Here is an 18,650-nt window from a genome sequence, read left to right on the forward strand (position 1 = left end):
CCCCGGCCGGCGGCTCGCGCGGATCACGCAGCGGTGATCCGGGCGAGCCGCCGGTAGGAGTCCACCAGCGCCTCGCGGTCGTACGTGCTGGTCGTGACCAGCACCTCCTGCGCCTGAGTCTCCTTCAGCACCGTCTCCAGCTCGTGCGCGACCTGCTCCTCCGTGCCCGCGATGTGCCCGGCGAGGCCGCCCTCGTAGAAGCCGCGTTCCTTGTCGGTCATGGCCGACGCCTCGACGCGTTCGGCGGGCGCCAGCGGCGGGAAGGTGCCGTGCGTGCGCGAGTACGCCATCGCCCAGGCCTCCGGGACGAGCAGCCGCCGGGCCTCCTCGGGCGTGGCGGCCACCGCGATCGTGCCGGAGATGACGACGTACGGCTCACCGGCCCAGGCGGAGGGCTGGAAGCGGTCGCGATAGTGATCGATCCCGCGCTGCATCTTCTCCCGGTTCCGCAGATCCCCGATGACCATGGGCAGCCCGGTGCGGGCCGCGATGTCCGCCCCCTCGCCCATCGCCAGCACGAAGGGCGGCACGGTCAGGCCCTCCGCGGGCCGCGCGTGCACACCGGTCGGCGAGGTACCGCGGAACCAGTCGAGCAGCTCCCCGATCTGCGCCGCGAAGTCCTCGGCGTCCCCCTTGTCCCGTCCGAGCGCCTTGCGGACGCCGTCCGTGAAGCCGACCGATCGCCCGAGTCCCATGTCGACACGGCCGGGGAAGAGGGACTCCAGCACCCCGAACTGCTCGGCCACGACCAGGGGTTGGTGGTTGGGCAGCATCACCCCGCCGGTGCCGACCCGGATCGTACGGGTCGCGGCGGCGACGGCGGCGGCCAGCACGGTCGGCGCCGAGCCGGCGACCCCGGGCACACCGTGGTGCTCCGAGACCCAGACGCGGTGGTAGCCCAGTTCCTCGAGCTCCCTCGCCAGCCGAACGGTGTCACGCAGCGCTTCTCCGGTCGGGTGGCCCTCGCGGGTGCGGGAGCGGTCGAGGACGGAGAAGCGGGTCGAGGCGATCACGGAGCTCATACCGGGTTCAACACCTGAGAGCCCGCAGGATTCCTCACGGTGCGATGTTGTGGTTCAGGCGGAACAGGTTGCCCGGGTCGTGGCGCCGTTTCAGATCCCTGAGACGGTCGTAGTTCGCGCGGTAGTTGGCCCGTACGCGGTCCTGGTCGTCGCCGTCCATGAAGTTCACGTAGCCGCCGCCCATGGAGTGCGGTTCCATCGCCCGGTGGAAGGCGCGCACCCAGTCCTTGCGGTCCTCGCACTCCGCACGGGTGGTGAGCGTCGGGCTGAGCGCGATCGAGTAGTCGGCGTCCCGGTAGGAGAAGGCGGTCTCCTCCGGTGCGACGCGGTGGCAGGCCCCGTCGATGGGGAAGACGACCGTGACGCTCTGGATCGAGGGCGTGGTGGCGCCGTACTCGACGAGGGCGTCGACGGCGCCGTCCGGCAGGTCCTTGGTGAAGCTGCCCTTCCAGTAGTGGTACAGCCCGGCGGGCACCAGCTCGTCGAACAGGGTGTTGATCACGGGATAGGGCATGCGCTCCAGGTGCCGCCCCAGGACGGGTCCCAGCGCGGCGACCCGGTCCCGCATCCGGTCGTCCTCGTCCGGCGGGCCGCTCCAGCAGGCGACCACACCGCACAGCGGCCGCCCGTGCCAGCGCTCGGGCAGGAACGGCACCGGTGGTCCGAGCCCCACGACGAGGACCGCTCCGAGCCGCTCGTCCGCCTCGGCGACCAGTTCCCGGTACCGGCGGATCACCTCGGCGTCGAGAGGGAAGAACGTGGGCCCGCCGAGGATGTAGGCGACGGGGTGCAGCCGGAACGCGAAGGACGTGACGACGCCGAAGTTGCCACCACCGCCGCGCACCGCCCACATCAGATCGCTGTGCTGGTCGCCCGTGCAGGTCAGGAAGGACCCGTCGGCCGTCACCAGGTCAACCGAGACGAGGTTGTCGCAGGCCAGACCGCAGCGCCGGGCCAGGTGGCCCATGCCGCCGCCGGTCGTCAGGCCGCCGACGCCGGTCGTGGAGACGACCCCGCCGGTGGTGGCCAGCCCGAACGCGTGCGTGGCGTGATTGACGTCCGCCCAGGTGCAGCCACCCTCCACCCACGCCGTGCGGGCGCCGGGATCGACACGGATACCGCGCATCCGGCCCAGGTCGAGGACGACCCCGCCGTCACATGTGCCGTGGCCGGGGACGCTGTGGCTGCCGCCGCGCACGGCGAGCGGCAGGCCCTGCTCGCGGGCGAAGTTCACCGTGGCGACGACGTCGCCCGCATCGACGGCCCGCACGATGACGGCCGGCCGCTTGTCGTGCATGGCGTTGTAGACCTTGCGGGCCTCGTCGTAGGCCGGGTCACCGGGCTCGACGACGTCGCCGCGCAGCCGGTCCGTCAGCCGGTGGTCGAGGGTCGCTGTGAAGGTGGACATGGCCGCCGCTCTCCGTTCGGGTGCCGGGAGGAGGGGGATACACCACCGGTGTACGCGGGTGGAGGGGACGTGCTCATCGCCGGAATCGCCCATCCAGGGGGGAGCAGGGCATGGGCGGAACGGCCCATCCGCGTCACGCGAGACCGTGCCGGTACGCGTATCCCGTCGCCGCGGCCCGCGAGGACACCTGGAGTTTGGCGAAGATGTTGTTCAGGTGCCGGGCGACGGTGTGCTCGCTGATCACCAGCTCAGCCGCGACGGCCCGGTTCGTCCGGCCCGCCGCGACCAGCCGCAGCACCTGGATCTCCCGCTCGGTGAGCCCACCGGGTCGCCCCGGGCGCACATCGGCGAGCAGAGCGGCCGCCCGGAGCGCGTCCGGTACGGCGCCGAGCCGCCGGAACACCTGCTCGGCTGCCCGCAGCTCCATGCGGGCACCCTCGTCGTCCCCGGCGGCCCGGTCGGCGGCGGCCAGGGTCGTCCGCACCTGGGCCGTCTCGTACGGCACCCGCAGCTCCAGCCAGAGCGTCAGCGCCCGGCGCAGTTCGGGCAGCGCCCGGTCGAGGTCACGGGCGGCGAAGGCCACCGCGCCGGAGGCGGTGGCGGCGCTCGCGTGCAGCAGAGTCGTCTCCGAGCCGCACCGTCGCTCCCAGTCCCGCGCCAGGGAGCGAAGCTCCTCGGCAGCTGCGCGTGCCTCGTCCGTCCGGTACAGCGCCAGGCACACCTCCACCTGCGCCGCGAGCAGCCTGCAGCGTTCGAGACCGCCGGCCTCGGCTCCCTTCGCGAGGGCGAGCCGCAGGCCGGTGGCGGAGGCGTCGGCCTTCCCCTGGGCCAGCCGCAGCAGGGCGAGGCCGGGCTGTGGGTCGCGGCCGAGTTCGTGAGAGCGGTCGTACGACTGCTCGGCCGCCGGGAGTTCCCCGCGCCGCCGCTGGATCTGGCCGACCAGGTAGACGGCCTCGGCCGCCATCCGCCGCTCGTGCGGCAGCAGTTCCTCGCAGGTCCGCTCGGCCTCGGGCATTGCCTCCTCCCAGCTGCCCCGCAGCTCCAGGACCTCCACCCGGTGCACCCGGCACAGTCCGCGGAAGTTGTTCTCGGCCGGCATCGCCGCGCACCACCGCATGGCCGCATCGGTCCATTCGGCGGCGCGTTCCAGATCGACGCAGGCCATGGACTGCTGAAGGCCCAGGCAGTAGACCCACCCGGTGAAGAAGGAGCTGAGTTCACCGGCCATGGCCGAGCACATCGCCTCGTCCAGGAGATCGAGTCCCTCGCTGACGCGCCCCTGCGCCACCAGCACACCCGCCTGTGCCTGGACGCCCATGGCGAGCAGATCCGGGCTGCCGCCGCGGCGCGCGATCGAGGCCATCCGCCGGGCCGCGGCCATGGCCTCGTCGAACGCGCCGCGCCGCTGGGCGCCCTCGGCGTCGACCCACGCGAGGTAGCACTGCTCGACGCACTCCGGCTCGTCGTGCAGATGTCGCCGGGCTCGGCGCAGCCAGCCGGCGGCCACAGTGCTGCGTCCCGCCAGCTGATGCTCGTAGAAGAGCAGCCAGGCCGAGTGCCCGGCCTGCCGGGCCGCGCCCGCCGCGACATACCCGGAGTAGGCCCGCGTCCGCTGGACGACCGACTCATCGACCCGGCTCGTCCACCATGCGGCGTCGGCGAAGGCGGCGCAGTCGTCGGGGGTGAAACACGCGGGATCCAGGCCGCTCAGCAGCCCGTACGCCACGGCCCACGCCTCACGCGCGGCGGCGTCCCTGGCTCGCCGCAAGGTGTCCGCGGCCGCCCTGTCGATCGTCCGCTCGGTCACCCGCGGCTCCCTTCTCGCGCTCTGCGAGCAGGACCGGTCCCTCTCCAGAATAGGCGGGCTCCTCCGTGCCCGGTCAGCTCTCGGGGCGCAGCAATCCACGCTCGTACGCCGTGACCAGGTGCTGCGGCACGAGGTGGCTTGCGCCGTCGATGGTGACGAGCACCAGCCGCGGCGTGCGCGCCTTCCATCGGGCGCGGCGGTGGCGGGTGTTGCTGCGGGACATCTTCCGCTTGGGAACGGCCATGTCGGACCTCCTCGGTGGGTGAACACGCAGGTTACATGAAAATGGTTCCCATTAGCATGGGAGGGGGGTGGGGGGGCTGCCGGCGGTGCTGAGCACCGTGCCGAGCCGGCCGAGGAGGAAGCCCGCCGGGATGGAGACGATGCCCGGGATCTGCAGGGGGAACCAGGCGAAGATGGACTCCGGGTGGAACGACCCGGGCGGGAGGAGACGATGGGCGAGAACGGGACCAGCAGGACCGGGCCGCCCGCAGGAGAACGGCAACAAGACCGACGTCCGCTGGATCTGCCGCAACCACCAGACTCGCCACCGTCATGGTGGTGAAGACGCGGCGGACCGTTCGCCGGGAAAGTCCAGACCCTCTTCGTTCTCCAGCCGGTTGTCGGCCTGGAAGGTGACCGCGAAGGACACGCAGGCCCACGCCATGACGACGAGGGCGAGCGCCGCCAGCACCCGGGGCTGGACGGGGAATTGCGAGCCGAGATGCCCGGGGCGCCACACGTCGGCCATCACGAGCGCGTCCGCCGCGATGAAGAGCGACACACCGGGGCCGGGCGCGGTCCCGGACACATAGCGCTGCATCACCGTGCCCCGGTCGCAGGCGAACACCCACGCGTGACGAGCCCCTCTGTGTGGCCGCAGGCCCCTTCCGTACTCGCTGGTCCCGCCGGGCTCTCGTTCACATACTGCGATAAACTCTGATAAAGGCTTCTGGGTCCGCCGGTCCCTCGCGGCTCAGCCGCCCCTGACGGAGCGGGATGGCGGCCAACACCTGCTCGATCGGCAGGAACTACCCCAACAGTGCCTGGGGACATGCCTTCCCGCATGTCCGTTCTCCCGTAGGTCGGTCTCATGGACCTCAACACCATCACCGGAGTAATCAGGCGACCGTCCGAGCAACCAGGCCTGGACTGGCACGAGGGTGACGCCTGGCTCGCAGGTGGAACATGGCTGTATTCCACGGAGCAGCCGGACCTGCGACGGCTGATCGACCTGACGGCGTTGCGTTGGGAGCCCCTCGTCCCGACGGACAAGGGCCTGGAAATCAGCGCCACATGCACTATTCGCGACCTGTACGCCTTCTCATGGCCGGAGCGCTGGCGGGCTGCCGGAACTCTTTTCCGGAAGAGCTGTGAGGCATTCCTGTCCTCGTTCAAGGTCTGGAACGCGGCGACCGTCGGCGGGAACATCTGCATGTCCTTGCCCGCCGGCCCGATGATCACGTCGACGGTCGCGTTGGAGGCGCAGTACGAACTGTGGGCGCCCGATGGCTCCGTGCGCTTCGTCGACTCCCTCGATTTCGTCACGGGCGACCACCACAACGTTCTCGCCCCCGGGGAGCTCCTTCGGCGCATCACCGTTCCGGAGCACGCGCTGCGCAAACGCACCGCGCACCGTCGCTTCACGCTGACCCGGCTCGGCCGTTCGACGGTGTTCCTCGTCGGCACGCAGCGGCGGGGAGCGGCCGACCTGGTGCTCACCGTCACAGCCGGTACAACGCGGCCGATTCGCATCGCCTTCGACTCCCCGCCCGACGTCCGAACCCTGCGCCGGAGCATCGACGCCGTGCCCGCCGATGTCTGGTACGCCGATCCCAACGGAACCCCCGACCACCGTCGGCATCTGACGCGGCACTTCGCCGAAGAGATCTGCCGCGAACTCACGGCTGGGGACCTGACATGAGCTACACCGTGAACCGCCAGGAATTCGACCGGGAACCCGCCCCCGGCCAGTGCCTGCGCACCTTCCTGCGCGAACTCGGCCACTTCGGCGTCAAAAAGGGGTGCGATGCCGGCGACTGCGGCGCCTGTACGGTGTGGCTGGACGGTACACCGGTACACAGTTGCATCACCCCCGCGTTTCGCGCGGACGGCCGTGAAGTGACCACGATCGAGGGCCTTGGACGGCCCGGCGCCCCGCATCCCATGCAGCGGCAGTTCGAGGACGCTCCGGGATTCCAGTGTGGTTTCTGCACCGCAGGGATGATCATGACATCGGCGACCTTCACCGAGGAGCAGAAGGCGGACCTGCCAAGGGCGTTGAAGGGCAACCTCTGCCGCTGCACCGGATACCGGGCGATCGAGGACGCCGTGCAGGGTGTCGGCGCGGTGGAGACGGCGGCACCGGGCAAGGCCGTCGGTACGAGCGTCGGCGCGCCCGCGGGGCACGACGTGGTGACGGGCCACGCCGAGTTCACCATGGACACACGGATCGACGGCCTGCTGCACCTCAAGGTGCTCCACTCACCCCACGCGCACGCCCGGATCCTCTCGATCGACAAGAGCGCCGCCCTCGCGGTGCCCGGCGTACACCGGGTCTACACCTGGGAAGACGTGCCCAGCAGACGCTTCACCACGGCGATCCACACCGACCACCTGGTCGACCCGGACGACACGTACATCCTCGACGACACGGTCCGCTTCGCCGGCCAGCGCGTCGCCGCGGTCCTGGCTGACACGGTCGGGGCGGCCGAGGAGGGCTGCCGGCGCCTCACGGTCGACTACGAGGTGCTGCCGGCGGTGTTCGACCCCGAGGCGGCGATGGCCGACGGCGCACCCCAACTGCACGGCTCGCACGATCCGTTCGTCCGCGATCCCGCCCGCAACATCCTGCTCGAACTCCACTCGCACATCGGCGACGTCGAGGCGGGATTCGCCGCGGCCGACGTGATCCACGAAGGCACCTACTTCTCACCGCGGGTGCAGCACGCGCATCTGGAGACGCACGGTTCCCTCGCCTGGATGGAGGACGGCCGGCTGAACATCCGCACCAGTTCGCAGTCACCGTCGATCGCGAAGGTGAAGCTGGAGTACCTGTTCGCGCTGCGCCCGGACCAGCTGAGGGTGTTCTGCAAGCGCGTCGGCGGCGGATTCGGCGGCAAGCAGGAGGTGATCGCGGAGGACCTGGTCGCGCTGGCCACTCTGGACACCGGGCGGCCCACCTGTCTCGAGTACTCCCGTGAGGAGGAGTTCACCACCGCCTCGCCGCGGCATCCGATGACCCTGACGGTCAAACTCGGCGCGAAGGCCGACGGGACGCTCACCGCCGTCCAGGTGCGCAACCTGTCGAACACCGGCGCCTACGGCAATCACGGCGGCGAGACGCTGTACGCGGGCGGAGCCGCCGTCATGATCTACCGCTGCCCCAACAAGAAGTACGACGCGTGCTCCGTCTACACGAACACCGTGCCGAGCGGAGCGCTGCGAGGCTACGGGATGACGCAGCCGGCGTTCGCCGTGGAGTCGGCGATGGACGAACTGGCCCGCGCCCTTCACATCGACCCGCTGGAACTACGACGGCGCAACATCGTGCGGCCGGGTGAGCCCCTGGCCGCCCTGCACGACGGCCCCGACGACGTGATCTTCACCGAGGACGGACTCGCCAAGTGCATGGACCTGATCGACGACGCTCTGGCCCGTACGGTCGACCGGCCGTCTCCCGGCCCCGAGTGGCTCGTCGGAGCGGGCGTGGCGAGTTCACTGCACGAGACCGCGCCCCCGACCGAACACCTCTCCGAGGCCTGGGTCACCCTCGGCGACGATCTCGTCTACGAACTGGCCGTCGGAACCTGCGAGTTCGGGGAGGGGACCTCGACGGCCCATGTCCAGATCGCTGCCGATCAGCTGGGCACGACGCCCTCGCGGATCCGTCTGGTGCAGTCCGACACCGACCGCACGGGATTCGACACCGGCGCCTTCGCGAGCGCGGGCCTCTTCGTGGCGGGCAACGCGGTCCTGCGGGCGGCAAATGCCGTGCGCGACCGCATCCTGCACTTCGCCGCAGCGCACACGGGCGTACACGTCGTGATGTGCACGATGGACGACGACGGTGTCGTCTGCGAGGACCGGCGGGTGTCGCTGGCCGAACTCGTCGCGCTGGCCCGGACACGTGGAATCCGTTTCACCGCCGCACGCAAGGCGTACGGCTCGCCCCGGAGCGTCACCTCCAATACACAGGGGTTCCGGGTGGCCGTGCATCGCGTGACGGGTGAGATACGGATCCTGCACAGCGTGCATGCTGCGGATGCCGGGGTGATCATCAATCCGGCGCAGGTCCGGGGACAGATAGAGGGCGGTGTCGCCCAGGGAATCGGCTTCGCGCTGACCGAGAACCATCACCTCGACGACACCGGCGTCATGGTCAACCCGAACCTTCGGAACTACCGCATCCCCACCTTCGCCGACATCCCGCGCACCGAGGTCCTCCTGGTGGGCTCGACGGATTCGGTGGGGCCCATGCGGGCGAAGGGGATGGCGGAGTGCTGTATCAACCCGGTGGCCCCCGCGCTGGCGAACGCGGTGCATGACGCCACGGGGGTCCGCTACCGGGCCCTGCCGCTGACTCCGGAACGCATTTACGGCCGACTCCCTGCGGAGCAGTCGGTGTCGACAGGGTGAGCGCCATGAACACCGAGAAGAACGTAGCCGCCGCAGCGACGGCGATCATCGGTCAGAAGGTCCTGCCCGACTTGGAACGGGAGTACGAGTCGTGGCAGGAGGACCTCAACGCCGCAGCCGCCTACTACCCCGGTTTCCTCGGCGCCGAGATCTCCCCGCCGACACCTGTGCAACCCGATTGGGTCGTCGTGTACCGGTTCGACTCGGTGGCGCATCTGCAGGCGTGGATCAACAGCGGGACCAGGCAGACCTATCTCGACGCCGGCGCCAAGTACTTCGACGGTCCGGCGACCCAGCAGGTGGTCAGTAGCGGCACCCAGTCCCTGGATCCGCTGGTCACCGTGGTGGTCACCCACCGCGTCCCCCCGAACCAGGTCGACGACTTCCTGGACTGGCAGCATCACATGATCCAGGAGGAGAGCAAGTTCGAGGGGTTTCGCGGGACTGAGCTCTTCCGCCCCATCGAGGGGCTTCAGGAGGAATGGACCACGCTGTACCGCTACGACAGCGCCGAGCACCTCGACGCCTGGCTGACGTCGCCCCAACGCCAGGAGGTCCTGGCCGAGGGCGAGAAGTTCAGCGACTTCAAGCTGCACACGATCGACAACTCGTTCGGCAGCTGGTTCGCCTTCCAGGGAAACGGCAAGGAGACACCGCCGCCACCCTCCGAGACGAGGACCTCCCTGGCCATCTGGGTCGGCCTGTACCCGACCGTCGTGCTGCTGACGCTCGCTCTGTCGCCACTGCACATGCCGCTCTGGATCGGCCTGCTCGTGGGCAACCTGCTGTCGAGTTTCATCATGAGCTTCCTGACCATGCCCTACTACGTGAATCCACTGCTCGGGCGCTGGCTGCGGCTGCCCTCGAAGGAAGCGTCGGCAAGATCCAACCTCCGCGGCCTCGGAGTCGTCGCTGCGGCCATGGCCTTCTGGGCTGTCGTCTTCTACCTCGTCACGGTCCGGTGGTGGACCCTGCCCTGACCGGGGAACGCACGGACAGCGCGCGGGAGTTCGAGCCGCGCCGGGCGTTGCAGCCGGGTCAGGCGCAGGGCGAGCGTGCTGCCCGCCCGAACTTGCCCGGTCGGACTGGCTCCATCCATAGGATGAGCGGCGTGACCGACAGCAACGACCGCCCCCTCGCCGTCTTCGACCTGGACAACACCCTCGCCGACACGGCGCACCGGCAGCACTTCCTGGAGCGCAAGCCGCGTGACTGGGACGGCTTCTTCGGCGCCGCCCCGGACGATCCGCCCCTCGCGGAGGGCATCGCTCTGGTGCGGGAGAGCGCGAAGGAGTGCGAGGTGCGCTATCTGACCGGGCGGCCCGAGCGCTGCCGGCGCGACACGCTCGAGTGGCTCGCCGCGCACGGGCTGCCCGAGGGACGCGTGTACATGCGGCGCAACGACGACCGGCGGCCCGCCCGGCGCACCAAGCTGGAGATCCTGCGCGGCCTCGCCCGGACCCACGAGATCCGGGTCCTGGTGGACGACGACGAGCTGGTCTGCGAGGACGCCGAACGGGCCGGATTCACCGTCGTACGGGCACGTTGGTCCGCCCCGTCCGCGGCGCTGAAGGTGGCGCAGGAGCGGGAGGGGCGGACCTGAGGAGCGGACCGGGCCCGCTACCCGGCCTCGTCCAGGCGGAAGCCGACCTTCATGGTCACCTGCCAGTGCGCGATCTGCCCGTTGTCGAGCTGGCCGCGCACCTCGGTCACCTCGAACCAGTCCAGGTTGCGCAGGGTCTGCGAGGCACGCTCGATGCCGTTGCGGATGGCCTGGTCCACGCCCTCCGGCGAGGTGCCGACGATATCCGTGACCCGGTAGGTGTGGTTCGACATGTGGGTGCTCCTCTCACACGCGTCACTCCACGGTGCCCCAAGGCGGGGCATCGCGCGAGCCGTCCGTCACCGCGCCACGCTCAGTGACAGCGCGAAGCGACCTTCGCCGTCCGTCCACCAGTGCGCCAGCTCCAGTCCGGCATCCGAGAGTTCCGCGCGGACACCGTCCCTCCGGAACTTCGCCGACACCTCGGTGCGCATGTCCTCGCCCGCCGCGAAGTCGACGGCGAGGCCCAGCGCGGGCACCTTCACCGTCTGCGCGGTACGCGAGCGCAGCCGCATCTCGATCCACTCGTGGTCCGCGTCCCACACGGCGACGTGGTCGAACGCGGCCGGATCGAAGTCGGCGCCCAACTCGCGGTCGATCACCGCCAGGACGTTCTTGTTGAACGCGGCCGTCACTCCGGCCGCGTCGTCGTACGCCTCGACCAGGACCCTCTCGTCCTTGACCAGATCCGTGCCGAGCAGCAGCGCGTCACCGGGGGAGAGAAGGGACCGCACCGAGGCGAGGAACGCGGCCCGCTCGGCCGGCAGCAGGTTGCCGACCGTGCCGCCGAGGAACGCCACCAGCCGGGGCCCCGGTGTGTCCGGCAGCGTCAGCCCGCCGGTGAAGTCGGCGATCAGTGCGTGCACGTCGAGCTCCGGCCGCTCCTCGACGAGCGCCTGCCCGGCCTGCGTGAGCGCGCTCTCGCTGACGTCGACGGGGACGTACGTGTGCAGCCCAGTCAGCGCGTCGATCAGGTACCGCGTCTTCTCCGAGGAACCGGAGCCCAGTTCGACCAGTGTGCGGGCGCCGGTGGCCGCGGCGATCTCACCGGCCCGGGCGACGAGGATCTCCCGCTCGGCGCGCGTCGGGTAGTACTCGGGCAACTCGGTGATCTTCTCGAACAGTTCGCTGCCCTGCGCGTCGTAGAACCACTTCGGCGGCAGCGTCTTGGGCGTGCTCGTCAGGCCTTTGAGGACGTCGGCGCGCAGTGCGGCGTCGGTGGCGTCCTCGGGCAGGGTGCGAGTGAGAAGGAACGGACTCACGTGCGGGGCTCCTTCGGTGGTGCGGAGGGTTGCAGAGGGTCGCTCGGGTCCTTGAGCGGGGTGAGCAGCACGTCGGTGCGGCTCGCCGCGAGGAGGGTCCGGTCGGGGACCTCCTGCCAGTGCGGATCGTCGTCGTACGGCTCGGAGGCCACGACGGTGCCGCCGCCGGGCCGGGTGAGGTAAAAGAGGGTGTCGCCCCAGGCGGTCGCGGTGATGGTCTCGCCGTTGGTGAGCAGCAGGTTGAGCCGGGAACCGGGGGCCGCCTCGGCGACCTCCAGGACCGTGTCGGCCAGCGCCTGTCCCTCCTCGTCGCCGCCGCGCAGGCGCGCGAGGACCAGCGCCCACACGAGCGCCGAGTCGTTGCGGGCCTCCATCGACAGCACGTCCACCGCGGGCAGGGTCGGGACGAGCGGCGCGAGCGAGCCCGGCCAGCCCTTCACCGCGCCGTTGTGGCTGAACAGCCAGGGACCGCCGGCGAACGGCGCCGCCGCGGCCTCCTGATCGGCGCCCGGCAGCGTCGCGTCCCGTACGGCGGCCAGCAGCGCGCCGCTGCGTACGACCCGTGCCAGATCGGCGAAGGACGGATCCGCCCAGATGGGCCCGGCCCGGCGGTACCGCGCCGGCACCGGGTCCCCCTCGGCATACCAACCGACCCCGAAACCATCGGCGTTGACGGTCCCGTACCGCTGCCGCCGAGGCGCCCACGACTGGCGGTACAGGCCGTGCGGCGGCTCGACTAGGAGTCTGCCGAGCGGTTCCTCGGGGCCCAGATAAGCCAGGTGACGGCACATCAGGCATCCCCCGTGGACCGGGCCGTGCGGAACCCGGAGAAGATCTGCCGACGTATCGGATAGTCCCAGTTGCGGAAGGTGCCCCGGCAGGCCACCGCGTCCACGGCGAACGCACCGCCGCGCAGCACCTTGTACTCCGGCCCGAAGAACACCTCCGAGTACTCCTTGTACGGGAACGCCTGGAAACCCGGGTACGGCAGGAAGTCGCTCGCCGTCCACTCCCACACGTCACCTATCAACTGCCTCACGCCGAGAGGTGATTCGCCCTCCGGGTAGCTGCCGGCGGGCGCCGGGCGCAGATGCCGCTGGCCGAGGTTGGCGTGCTCCGGTCCGGGATCGTCGTCGCCCCACGGGTAGCGCATCGAGCGGTCCCCGGCGGGGTCGTGGCGGGCGGCCTTCTCCCACTCGGCCTCGGTGGGCAGCCGGCGCCCGGCCCAGCGGGCGTAGGCGTCCGCCTCGTACCAGCACACGTGCAGGACGGGCTCGTCCGGCGGTACCACCTCGGTGACGCCGAAGCGGCGGCGGAGCCACTGCTTGCCGTCCCGGCGCCAGAACAGCGGGGCGTGGATCGAGTTCCCGCGGATGTGCGCCCAGCCCTCCGGCGTCCACCAGCGGTCGTCGTCGTAGCCGCCGTCCTCGATGAACGCCTTGTAGGCGGCGTTCGTCACCGGCGTGGTGTCGATGTGGAACGGCGGCACCTCGCGCCGGTGGGCCGGGCGTTCGTTGTCCAGCGCCCACGGCTCGGTCGAGGTGCCCATCGTGAACGGGCCACCGGGGACCAGGACTTCGGACGGGCCCGTCAGCAAGGGTGCCGGTTCCGGGTCGGGGGCGGTCAGGGCCTGCGGGCCCTTGCGGAGCTGATGGGTGATCAGCATCGTCTCGTCGTGCTGCTGTTCGTGCTGCGCGATCATCCCGAAGGCGAATGCCGCCTCGGTCAGCCGCGTCCCGTGGAACGCGGTGCGCTCCAGCAGGTCCAGGACCCGCCCGCGCACCTCGGACGCGTAGTGACGGGCCTCGGTCGGCGGCAGCAGCGGCAGGGTGGGGCGGGCGGCGCGGGGGTGCTCGAAGGCGTCGTAGATGCCGTCGATCTCGGGCCGCATCGCCTCCCGGCCGGCGACCGTCCGGAGCAGCCACTGCTCCTCCTGGTTGCCGATGTGCGCGAGGTCCCAGACCAGCGGGGACATCAGCGGTGAGTGCTGGGCGGTGAGATCGGGGTCCTCGACGCAGGAGGTCAGCAGGGTCGTCCGGGCACGGGCGGTGGTGAGGGTGGTCAGTGCCCGCTCGCGGAGCGTGTCGGCGTCGTGGGCGGGGTCGGTCATGTCCGGTCGTCCTTCCCGTGCAGGGTGCGGTCCGTGCCGTAGAGCTCGTCCAGCAGGTCGTCGGCGGGGCAGCGGCCCTGGCTGACATAGCGGTCCCGGTACGCCGCGACGGCGTCCGTGACCTCGGTGGTGGCCCCCAAACGGGGCAGGGCCTCCTGCGCTGCCGCGAAGCAGGTGTCCGCCACCTCCTGCAACTCCGGGTCGGCGAGGCCCGAGCGGGCCGCGTCGAGCCACAGCGGATTGTGCGGAGCGGGCAGCGACATGCCGCGCTCGGCGAGCGGCTTCACCGCGCGGTAGGCGGTCTCGGCGGCCTCGGGGTCGTCGAAGAGCGCCGTGGCCACGGCGAGCGGCACGATCCAGCCGTCCTCGCCCGGCTGCGCGTCGATCATGCGCAGTTCCAGATGGCCCCGCGGTCTGACCGGCGGGAACAGTGTCGTCAGGTGATAGTCGAGGTCTTCCTGCGTCGGTGGCCTCGGCGCTCCCGACCTGGTCCACTCCCGGAACGTCAGCCCGTCCGGGACGTCCCATGGGCCGCCGTCCTGGCGTACGCACATCACCGGCGCGTCCAGGACGTGCCGCGCCCAGGCGACCCGCGGGTCGCCGTCCAGCGGAGGGGCGCCCGCGCGGCCCGGGCCGATCTCCATCCACAGCAGCTGCCGGGTGGAGAGCCAGCCCGTGGGTTCGTTCCCGGCCAGCGGGGAGTTGGCGAAGGCGGCGACCAGGACCGCGCCCAGCTGGTGTGCCAGCCACCAGCGCCGTCCGTGCCCGAGCGGGCCGGGCTCCTCGTATCCGGAGTCCAGGCACACCTGCACGGAGGCCGAGGTGCACATCATGGCGCGGCCGGCCGGGCCCGCCCGGTCCAGGTACGCCTCCATGGCGTCATAGCGCGGCTGGCGCAGGAAACGGCGGGGCGAGTGCCAGGGATCGTTGCCCATGCCGACCAGACCTAGGCTGTGCTCGCGCAGCACCGCGCGGGCGGCGTCGAGGTCGGCGGAGACGGTACCGATGCACTCCATCAGCGAGGCGGCGGGCGGGGAGCTCAGCTCCAGCTGACCGCCGGGTTCGACGGTGAGCGCCGACCTCAGGGGCACGGTCCGTACTGCGGCGTAGGCCGCTTCGAGTCGTTCGGGTGTCACGGGGAGCTGCGGGCTGTGCAGCTCGTGGACGAGCCATTCCACTTCGACCCCGAGGGTGCGGGGCGGGCCGGTCTTGAAGCAGATGCCCCTGACGAGGGCCTCCACCTCGGCTTCGGTGACTGCGGAGCGCGGCTGCTCCGTACAGTCGCTCACCGAATCTGACATGTCTTGGATCCTCCTGAGAGTCCACGATGCCGCCCGGCCCGGATCTTGTGGGCGGGCCGGCACACTCGTCCCACCCAAGACCCTCACGTCGCTTCGCACAAGGGCGCGTACCGGCACGTTCCGGGTGCGTAATCTTTGCTCTCCGGGCGTTTGCGGGGGCTTTCCCGCTCGTTCTCGGTCGGCTGTCGGCGCCCGGGAATTCTGTTGCACCGCACGACCAGCATCGCTCAGGATGCGTGCATGAGCACGGCGGGGGAGATCGCGTGCAGCCGACGCGGTCGCACGGTCATGGCGCGCACGGGGGTGGCGCCATGAGCGCGCGCCTGCGCGGCATCGCGCAGCAGACGGAGGAGATCGTGGCGGCGGGGAGGTACCGCGCGCCGGACGGCCGCGAGGTGTCCCTCGCGGCGGCGATCGAGGCGGCGCGGGACGGCACCCTGATGTACGGGCCGGACCCGGTGCCGGTGCCGCGGATCCCCCAGCGGGAGACGTTCTTCGAGGTCACCGGCGAGAGCAGCCTGGAGGCCGCCCGTCGCCTCGGCGCCGGGACGGCCGTACTGAACTTCGCCTCGGCCCGCAACCCGGGCGGCGGCTTTCTGAACGGCGCCCAGGCCCAGGAGGAAGCCCTGTGCCGCGCCTCGGCGCTGTACACCAGCCTGCTCGGCGCCCGCGCGTTCTACGACCACCACCGCGCCCACCGCGACCCGTTCTACACCGACCGAGTCATCCACTCACCCGGCGTGCCCGTCTTCCGCGACGACCGCGGCCGACTGCTCGAGGCTCCGTACACCGCCGGTTTCCTGACCGCCGCCGCACCGAACGCGGGCGTCATCCGGCGTACGGCCCCGCAGCGCACGGCCGAGCTGCCGGGCGCCCTTGCGAGCCGGGCGGAGCGGGTGCTGGAGACGGCCGTGGCGCATGGGTACCGGCGACTGGTGCTCGGTGCCTGGGGCTGCGGGGTGTTCCAGAACGACCCGGCGCAGGTGGCGGGCGCGTTCCGGGGGCTGCTCGCGCCCGGCGGGCGGTTCGCCGGGGCCTTCGAGCAAGTGGTGTTCGGCATCCTGGACCGTACGCCCGACAGCCCGGTGCGAGCCGCATTCGTACGGGCGTTCCCCTAGGGTCGGCTCCTGCGGTAGCGCTCAGGTCCAGCCGTAGCGCTCGTGCAGCCGGTGCCTGACCAGGTTGAACCGCCCGCGGTCCAGGGCGCACGCCTCCCGGCGCATGCCCTGCTCGTGCAGGCGGAGGATGCGGTCCACGTCGACCCAGGAGTCGCGCCCCGCCCGGTCCCACGGCCCGCTGCCGATGGCGACCCACTCACGGTCACCTCTTCCCCCTTTCGCCCACCCGGCGTCGTGCCGCTTGCTCGACAGCTGCACCGCGAGGAACGTCCCGCCGGCCTCCCGGGCCACCACGAGCACCGGCCGGTCCTTGCCCCGCCCGTCGTTCTCCTCGAAGGGCACCCAGGTCCAGACGATCTCCCCGGGGTCGGGGTCGCCGTCGTGCGCGGGGGAGTACTCGGTGCGCACCTTGCCGACCTTGCGGGGATCGGCCTCGGTGGTGGCGGAGGGGCCTTGGCGGCCCGGGACGTTCTCGTCGGTGGAGATGCTCACGGGGGCACCCTAGAGGCTGCCCCCGCAAGCGATTCCGCCGGGTCACTTCTCGTCCATCGGCACCTTCTGGGCGAGCCCGTTGAGCGGGGAACCCTCCTTCGGGACCTGCCCGTTCTGGTTCATCGAAGCCAGCAGCTGCCGGGCCAGCCCCAGTCCCGTACCGCCCATGGTGAGCGCCTTGGCGAACATGTCCGCCATCCCGTCGGCACCGTTGAGCAGCACCATGTTGTCGACGCTGCCGAAGGCGGACGCTCCGGCCCGGACGATCTCCGGCCAGTTCTCGGCGAGTTGCTGCGCGACCACGGCCTCCTGGTTCTCGGCCAGCGCGGCCGCACGGGCCTTGATGGCCTCCGCCTCCGCGAGTCCCTTGGCCTTGGTCGCCTCGGCGTCCGCGAGACCCCGTGCCTGCGCGGCGGCGGCCTCGGCCTCTCCGGTGGCCCGGGTCGCGGCCGCCGTGGCCGTGCCGCGGGTCTTGGTCGCCTCGGCCTCCGCGCCCGCGGCCGTCTTGACGCGGGTCGCCTCGGCCGCGGCCGCCAGCTCCGTCTCCTTCGCCTTGGCCTGCGCCGCCGAGATCCGCGCGTCCCGCTCGGCCTCGGCCAGCGTGCGCTTCTCGTAGGCCTGCGCGTCGGCGGGCTTGCGGACGTCGGCCTGGAGCTGCTGCTCGCGCCGGTGCGCCTCCAGTTCGGCGACCCGCGTCTCCTGGACGACGACCTCCTGCCGGGCGGCCGCGTCGGCGAGCGGACCGGCCTGCCGGGCCTTGGCCCCCGCCTTGTCGCGCTCGGCCTGGTAGCCGGCCTGGAGGATCTCGCTGTCCCGGGTCGCCTCGGCCATCCGCGCGTAACTCTGCTGCTCCGCCTCGGTGGCGAGACGGTTCGCCTCGGCCTGCGCGATCCGCGCGTCCCGCTGCACGGCCGCCGCGTGCGGCATGGCCAGGTTCTGGATGTACCCGGTGGGGTCCTCGATCTCGTGGATCTGCAGCGAGTCGACGATGAGCCCGAGCTTCTCCATCTCGGTACCGCAGGCCGCCCGGGTCTGCCCGGTGAGCTTGTCCCGGTCGCGGATCATGTCCTCCACCGTCAACCCGCCCACGATGGACCGCAGATGACCGGCGAAGACGTTGTGCACCCGCTCCGACATCAGCTTCTGCTGGTCGAGGAAACGGCGGGCCGCGTTGGCGATCGACACGAAGTCGTCGCCCACCTTGAAGATGACCACGCCCCGCACCTTCAGCGGAATGCCCTGGTGCGTCACGCAGTCCACCTGCAACTCGGTCTCGTTCAGGTCGAGCGACAGCTTGCGCACCGCCTGCACCCCGGGCAGCACCAGCGTGCCCCGCCCGGTGACGATCCGAAAGCCCATGCCCTCCTCGAGGCCCTCGGTGCGGTGCTTGGAACCGGAGATGACCAGCGCCTCGTTGGGCTCGGCGACCCGCCACATCATCTTGAACAGACCGATCAGAACGAGGACGGCGGCTACCGCCACCCCCGCAACGACGCCGACAACCATCGGCATACGCCCCCTTTGGATGGTGCCCTTTCGGCACCGAACGAATGGGAGTGTGCGCCTGTGCGCCACGCAGGTACAGGGGTTGACGCATCCTTGCCGCAACCTTGACGCAGACGGCTCTCACCTGCGAAGGAGCAGGCTCAACTGTCGTATGCAGCCTGGACGTAGACGGTTCGCGGCGGCTGGTACTCCACCACCATCACCACCGTGCCGCGGTCGATGCGGTCGGTGCCGGTGGCCGGATAGGCGAGGAAGTGCTCGGCGCCGCCGCGCACCCGCACCATCACCTCGCCGACGAGCCCGGGTCCCACCGTGCCGGTGACCCGCCCCATGAGCCCGACCATCGACGCATCGTCCATCGTCACAGGGTAGGTCCTGCGCTC

17 protein-coding genes and 2 pseudogenes are annotated in these 18,650 nt (G+C 71.1%); 5 read left to right on the forward strand and 14 right to left on the reverse strand.

Annotated elements, in window-relative coordinates:
- Nucleotides 1-23 precede the first annotated feature (23 nt).
- From ACWGDB_RS31180 to ACWGDB_RS31205, 6 genes and pseudogenes are all read right to left on the reverse strand, one after another.
- Complete coding sequence (locus ACWGDB_RS31180) at nucleotides 24-1,022, reverse strand: LLM class flavin-dependent oxidoreductase (RefSeq protein ID WP_453825488.1); 999 nt, start codon at nucleotides 1,020-1,022, stop codon at nucleotides 24-26.
- A 34-nt stretch (nucleotides 1,023-1,056) separates the two neighbouring features.
- Complete coding sequence (locus tag ACWGDB_RS31185; protein ID WP_453825489.1) at nucleotides 1,057-2,430, reverse strand: FAD-binding oxidoreductase; 1,374 nt, start codon at nucleotides 2,428-2,430, stop codon at nucleotides 1,057-1,059.
- 133 nt (nucleotides 2,431-2,563) lie between these two features.
- On the reverse strand, nucleotides 2,564-4,237 hold the full coding sequence (locus tag ACWGDB_RS31190) for a LuxR C-terminal-related transcriptional regulator (protein ID WP_453825490.1): 1,674 nt from the start codon (nucleotides 4,235-4,237) through the stop codon (nucleotides 2,564-2,566).
- A gap of 73 nt (nucleotides 4,238-4,310) precedes the next feature.
- A complete protein-coding gene (rpmF, locus tag ACWGDB_RS31195; RefSeq protein WP_453825491.1) occupies nucleotides 4,311-4,481 on the reverse strand; it encodes a 50S ribosomal protein L32 in 171 nt (56 codons plus the stop codon).
- Nucleotides 4,482-4,532: 51 nt separating this feature from the next.
- Nucleotides 4,533-4,717 (reverse strand): annotated as a pseudogene (locus tag ACWGDB_RS31200) (hypothetical protein); the annotation flags it as partial.
- Nucleotides 4,718-4,817: 100 nt separating this feature from the next.
- Nucleotides 4,818-5,090: pseudogene (locus ACWGDB_RS31205) on the reverse strand (DUF1345 domain-containing protein); the annotation flags it as partial.
- A 240-nt stretch (nucleotides 5,091-5,330) separates the two neighbouring features.
- Here ACWGDB_RS31205 and ACWGDB_RS31210 point away from each other — a divergent pair.
- The 4 genes from ACWGDB_RS31210 to ACWGDB_RS31225 all read left to right on the forward strand — a co-directional run bounded on the left by ACWGDB_RS31210 (nucleotide 5,331) and on the right by ACWGDB_RS31225 (nucleotide 10,478).
- Nucleotides 5,331-6,161, forward strand: coding sequence for an FAD binding domain-containing protein (locus tag ACWGDB_RS31210; RefSeq protein WP_453825492.1), 831 nt, complete (start codon nucleotides 5,331-5,333; stop codon nucleotides 6,159-6,161).
- Nucleotides 6,158-8,875, forward strand: a complete 2,718-nt coding sequence (locus ACWGDB_RS31215; RefSeq protein WP_453825493.1) for a molybdopterin-dependent oxidoreductase — start codon at nucleotides 6,158-6,160, stop codon at nucleotides 8,873-8,875. The genes ACWGDB_RS31210 and ACWGDB_RS31215 overlap by 4 nt, the downstream gene beginning before the upstream one ends.
- Before the next feature lie 5 nt (nucleotides 8,876-8,880).
- The gene (locus tag ACWGDB_RS31220; RefSeq protein WP_453825494.1) at nucleotides 8,881-9,855 is read left to right on the forward strand and encodes an antibiotic biosynthesis monooxygenase; all 975 of its coding nucleotides are present in this window, start codon (nucleotides 8,881-8,883) and stop codon (nucleotides 9,853-9,855) included.
- Between the two features lie 131 nt (nucleotides 9,856-9,986).
- Nucleotides 9,987-10,478, forward strand: a complete 492-nt coding sequence (locus tag ACWGDB_RS31225) for a phosphatase domain-containing protein (protein WP_453825495.1) — start codon at nucleotides 9,987-9,989, stop codon at nucleotides 10,476-10,478.
- 17 nt (nucleotides 10,479-10,495) lie between these two features.
- On the opposite strand, the gene ACWGDB_RS31230 is transcribed toward ACWGDB_RS31225, so the two are convergent.
- The 5 genes from ACWGDB_RS31230 to egtA all read right to left on the reverse strand — a co-directional run bounded on the left by ACWGDB_RS31230 (nucleotide 10,496) and on the right by egtA (nucleotide 15,151).
- On the reverse strand, nucleotides 10,496-10,711 hold the full coding sequence (locus ACWGDB_RS31230; protein ID WP_369274981.1) for a dodecin: 216 nt from the start codon (nucleotides 10,709-10,711) through the stop codon (nucleotides 10,496-10,498).
- Nucleotides 10,712-10,777: 66 nt separating this feature from the next.
- Complete coding sequence (gene egtD / locus ACWGDB_RS31235; RefSeq protein ID WP_453825496.1) at nucleotides 10,778-11,740, reverse strand: L-histidine N(alpha)-methyltransferase; 963 nt, start codon at nucleotides 11,738-11,740, stop codon at nucleotides 10,778-10,780.
- Complete coding sequence (egtC, locus tag ACWGDB_RS31240; RefSeq protein ID WP_453825497.1) at nucleotides 11,737-12,531, reverse strand: ergothioneine biosynthesis protein EgtC; 795 nt, start codon at nucleotides 12,529-12,531, stop codon at nucleotides 11,737-11,739. Before egtC ends, egtD begins: the two co-directional genes overlap by 4 nt.
- Nucleotides 12,531-13,850: an ergothioneine biosynthesis protein EgtB gene (egtB, locus tag ACWGDB_RS31245; protein ID WP_453825498.1), complete on the reverse strand. Its 1,320-nt coding sequence runs from the start codon at nucleotides 13,848-13,850 to the stop codon at nucleotides 12,531-12,533. Before egtB ends, egtC begins: the two co-directional genes overlap by 1 nt.
- The gene (gene egtA / locus ACWGDB_RS31250; protein ID WP_453825499.1) at nucleotides 13,847-15,151 is read right to left on the reverse strand and encodes an ergothioneine biosynthesis glutamate--cysteine ligase EgtA; all 1,305 of its coding nucleotides are present in this window, start codon (nucleotides 15,149-15,151) and stop codon (nucleotides 13,847-13,849) included. Before egtA ends, egtB begins: the two co-directional genes overlap by 4 nt.
- A gap of 311 nt (nucleotides 15,152-15,462) precedes the next feature.
- Between egtA and ACWGDB_RS31255 the strand changes: the two genes are divergently transcribed.
- Nucleotides 15,463-16,269, forward strand: coding sequence for a TIGR02452 family protein (locus ACWGDB_RS31255; RefSeq protein ID WP_453825500.1), 807 nt, complete (start codon nucleotides 15,463-15,465; stop codon nucleotides 16,267-16,269).
- Between the two features lie 21 nt (nucleotides 16,270-16,290).
- Here the strand turns inward: ACWGDB_RS31255 and ACWGDB_RS31260 are convergent, their stop codons facing one another.
- The 3 genes from ACWGDB_RS31260 to ACWGDB_RS31270 form a co-directional block, all read right to left on the reverse strand.
- Nucleotides 16,291-16,761, reverse strand: coding sequence for a type II toxin-antitoxin system PemK/MazF family toxin (locus ACWGDB_RS31260; protein ID WP_453825501.1), 471 nt, complete (start codon nucleotides 16,759-16,761; stop codon nucleotides 16,291-16,293).
- 42 nt (nucleotides 16,762-16,803) lie between these two features.
- Complete coding sequence (locus ACWGDB_RS31265) at nucleotides 16,804-18,273, reverse strand: SPFH domain-containing protein (RefSeq protein ID WP_427844232.1); 1,470 nt, start codon at nucleotides 18,271-18,273, stop codon at nucleotides 16,804-16,806.
- 134 nt (nucleotides 18,274-18,407) lie between these two features.
- The gene (locus ACWGDB_RS31270) at nucleotides 18,408-18,626 is read right to left on the reverse strand and encodes a hypothetical protein (protein WP_453825502.1); all 219 of its coding nucleotides are present in this window, start codon (nucleotides 18,624-18,626) and stop codon (nucleotides 18,408-18,410) included.
- Nucleotides 18,627-18,650: the final 24 nt, after the last annotated feature.

Source organism: Streptomyces sp. NPDC055013, assembly GCF_053608645.1.

Coding starts and splice junctions, on each gene's coding strand:
- ACWGDB_RS31180 (WP_453825488.1), bottom strand. CDS start 1,022: ATGAGCTCCGTGATCGCCTCGACCCGCTTCTCCGTCCTCGACCGCTCC.
- ACWGDB_RS31185 (WP_453825489.1), bottom strand. CDS start 2,430: ATGTCCACCTTCACAGCGACCCTCGACCACCGGCTGACGGACCGGCTG.
- rpmF (WP_453825491.1), bottom strand. CDS start 4,481: ATGGCCGTTCCCAAGCGGAAGATGTCCCGCAGCAACACCCGCCACCGC.
- ACWGDB_RS31210 (WP_453825492.1), top strand. CDS start 5,331: ATGGACCTCAACACCATCACCGGAGTAATCAGGCGACCGTCCGAGCAA.
- ACWGDB_RS31215 (WP_453825493.1), top strand. CDS start 6,158: ATGAGCTACACCGTGAACCGCCAGGAATTCGACCGGGAACCCGCCCCC.
- ACWGDB_RS31220 (WP_453825494.1), top strand. CDS start 8,881: ATGAACACCGAGAAGAACGTAGCCGCCGCAGCGACGGCGATCATCGGT.
- ACWGDB_RS31230 (WP_369274981.1), bottom strand. CDS start 10,711: ATGTCGAACCACACCTACCGGGTCACGGATATCGTCGGCACCTCGCCG.
- egtC (WP_453825497.1), bottom strand. CDS start 12,531: ATGTGCCGTCACCTGGCTTATCTGGGCCCCGAGGAACCGCTCGGCAGA.
- egtB (WP_453825498.1), bottom strand. CDS start 13,850: ATGACCGACCCCGCCCACGACGCCGACACGCTCCGCGAGCGGGCACTG.
- egtA (WP_453825499.1), bottom strand. CDS start 15,151: ATGTCAGATTCGGTGAGCGACTGTACGGAGCAGCCGCGCTCCGCAGTC.
- ACWGDB_RS31255 (WP_453825500.1), top strand. CDS start 15,463: ATGAGCGCGCGCCTGCGCGGCATCGCGCAGCAGACGGAGGAGATCGTG.
- ACWGDB_RS31265 (WP_427844232.1), bottom strand. CDS start 18,273: ATGCCGATGGTTGTCGGCGTCGTTGCGGGGGTGGCGGTAGCCGCCGTC.
- ACWGDB_RS31270 (WP_453825502.1), bottom strand. CDS start 18,626: ATGGACGATGCGTCGATGGTCGGGCTCATGGGGCGGGTCACCGGCACG.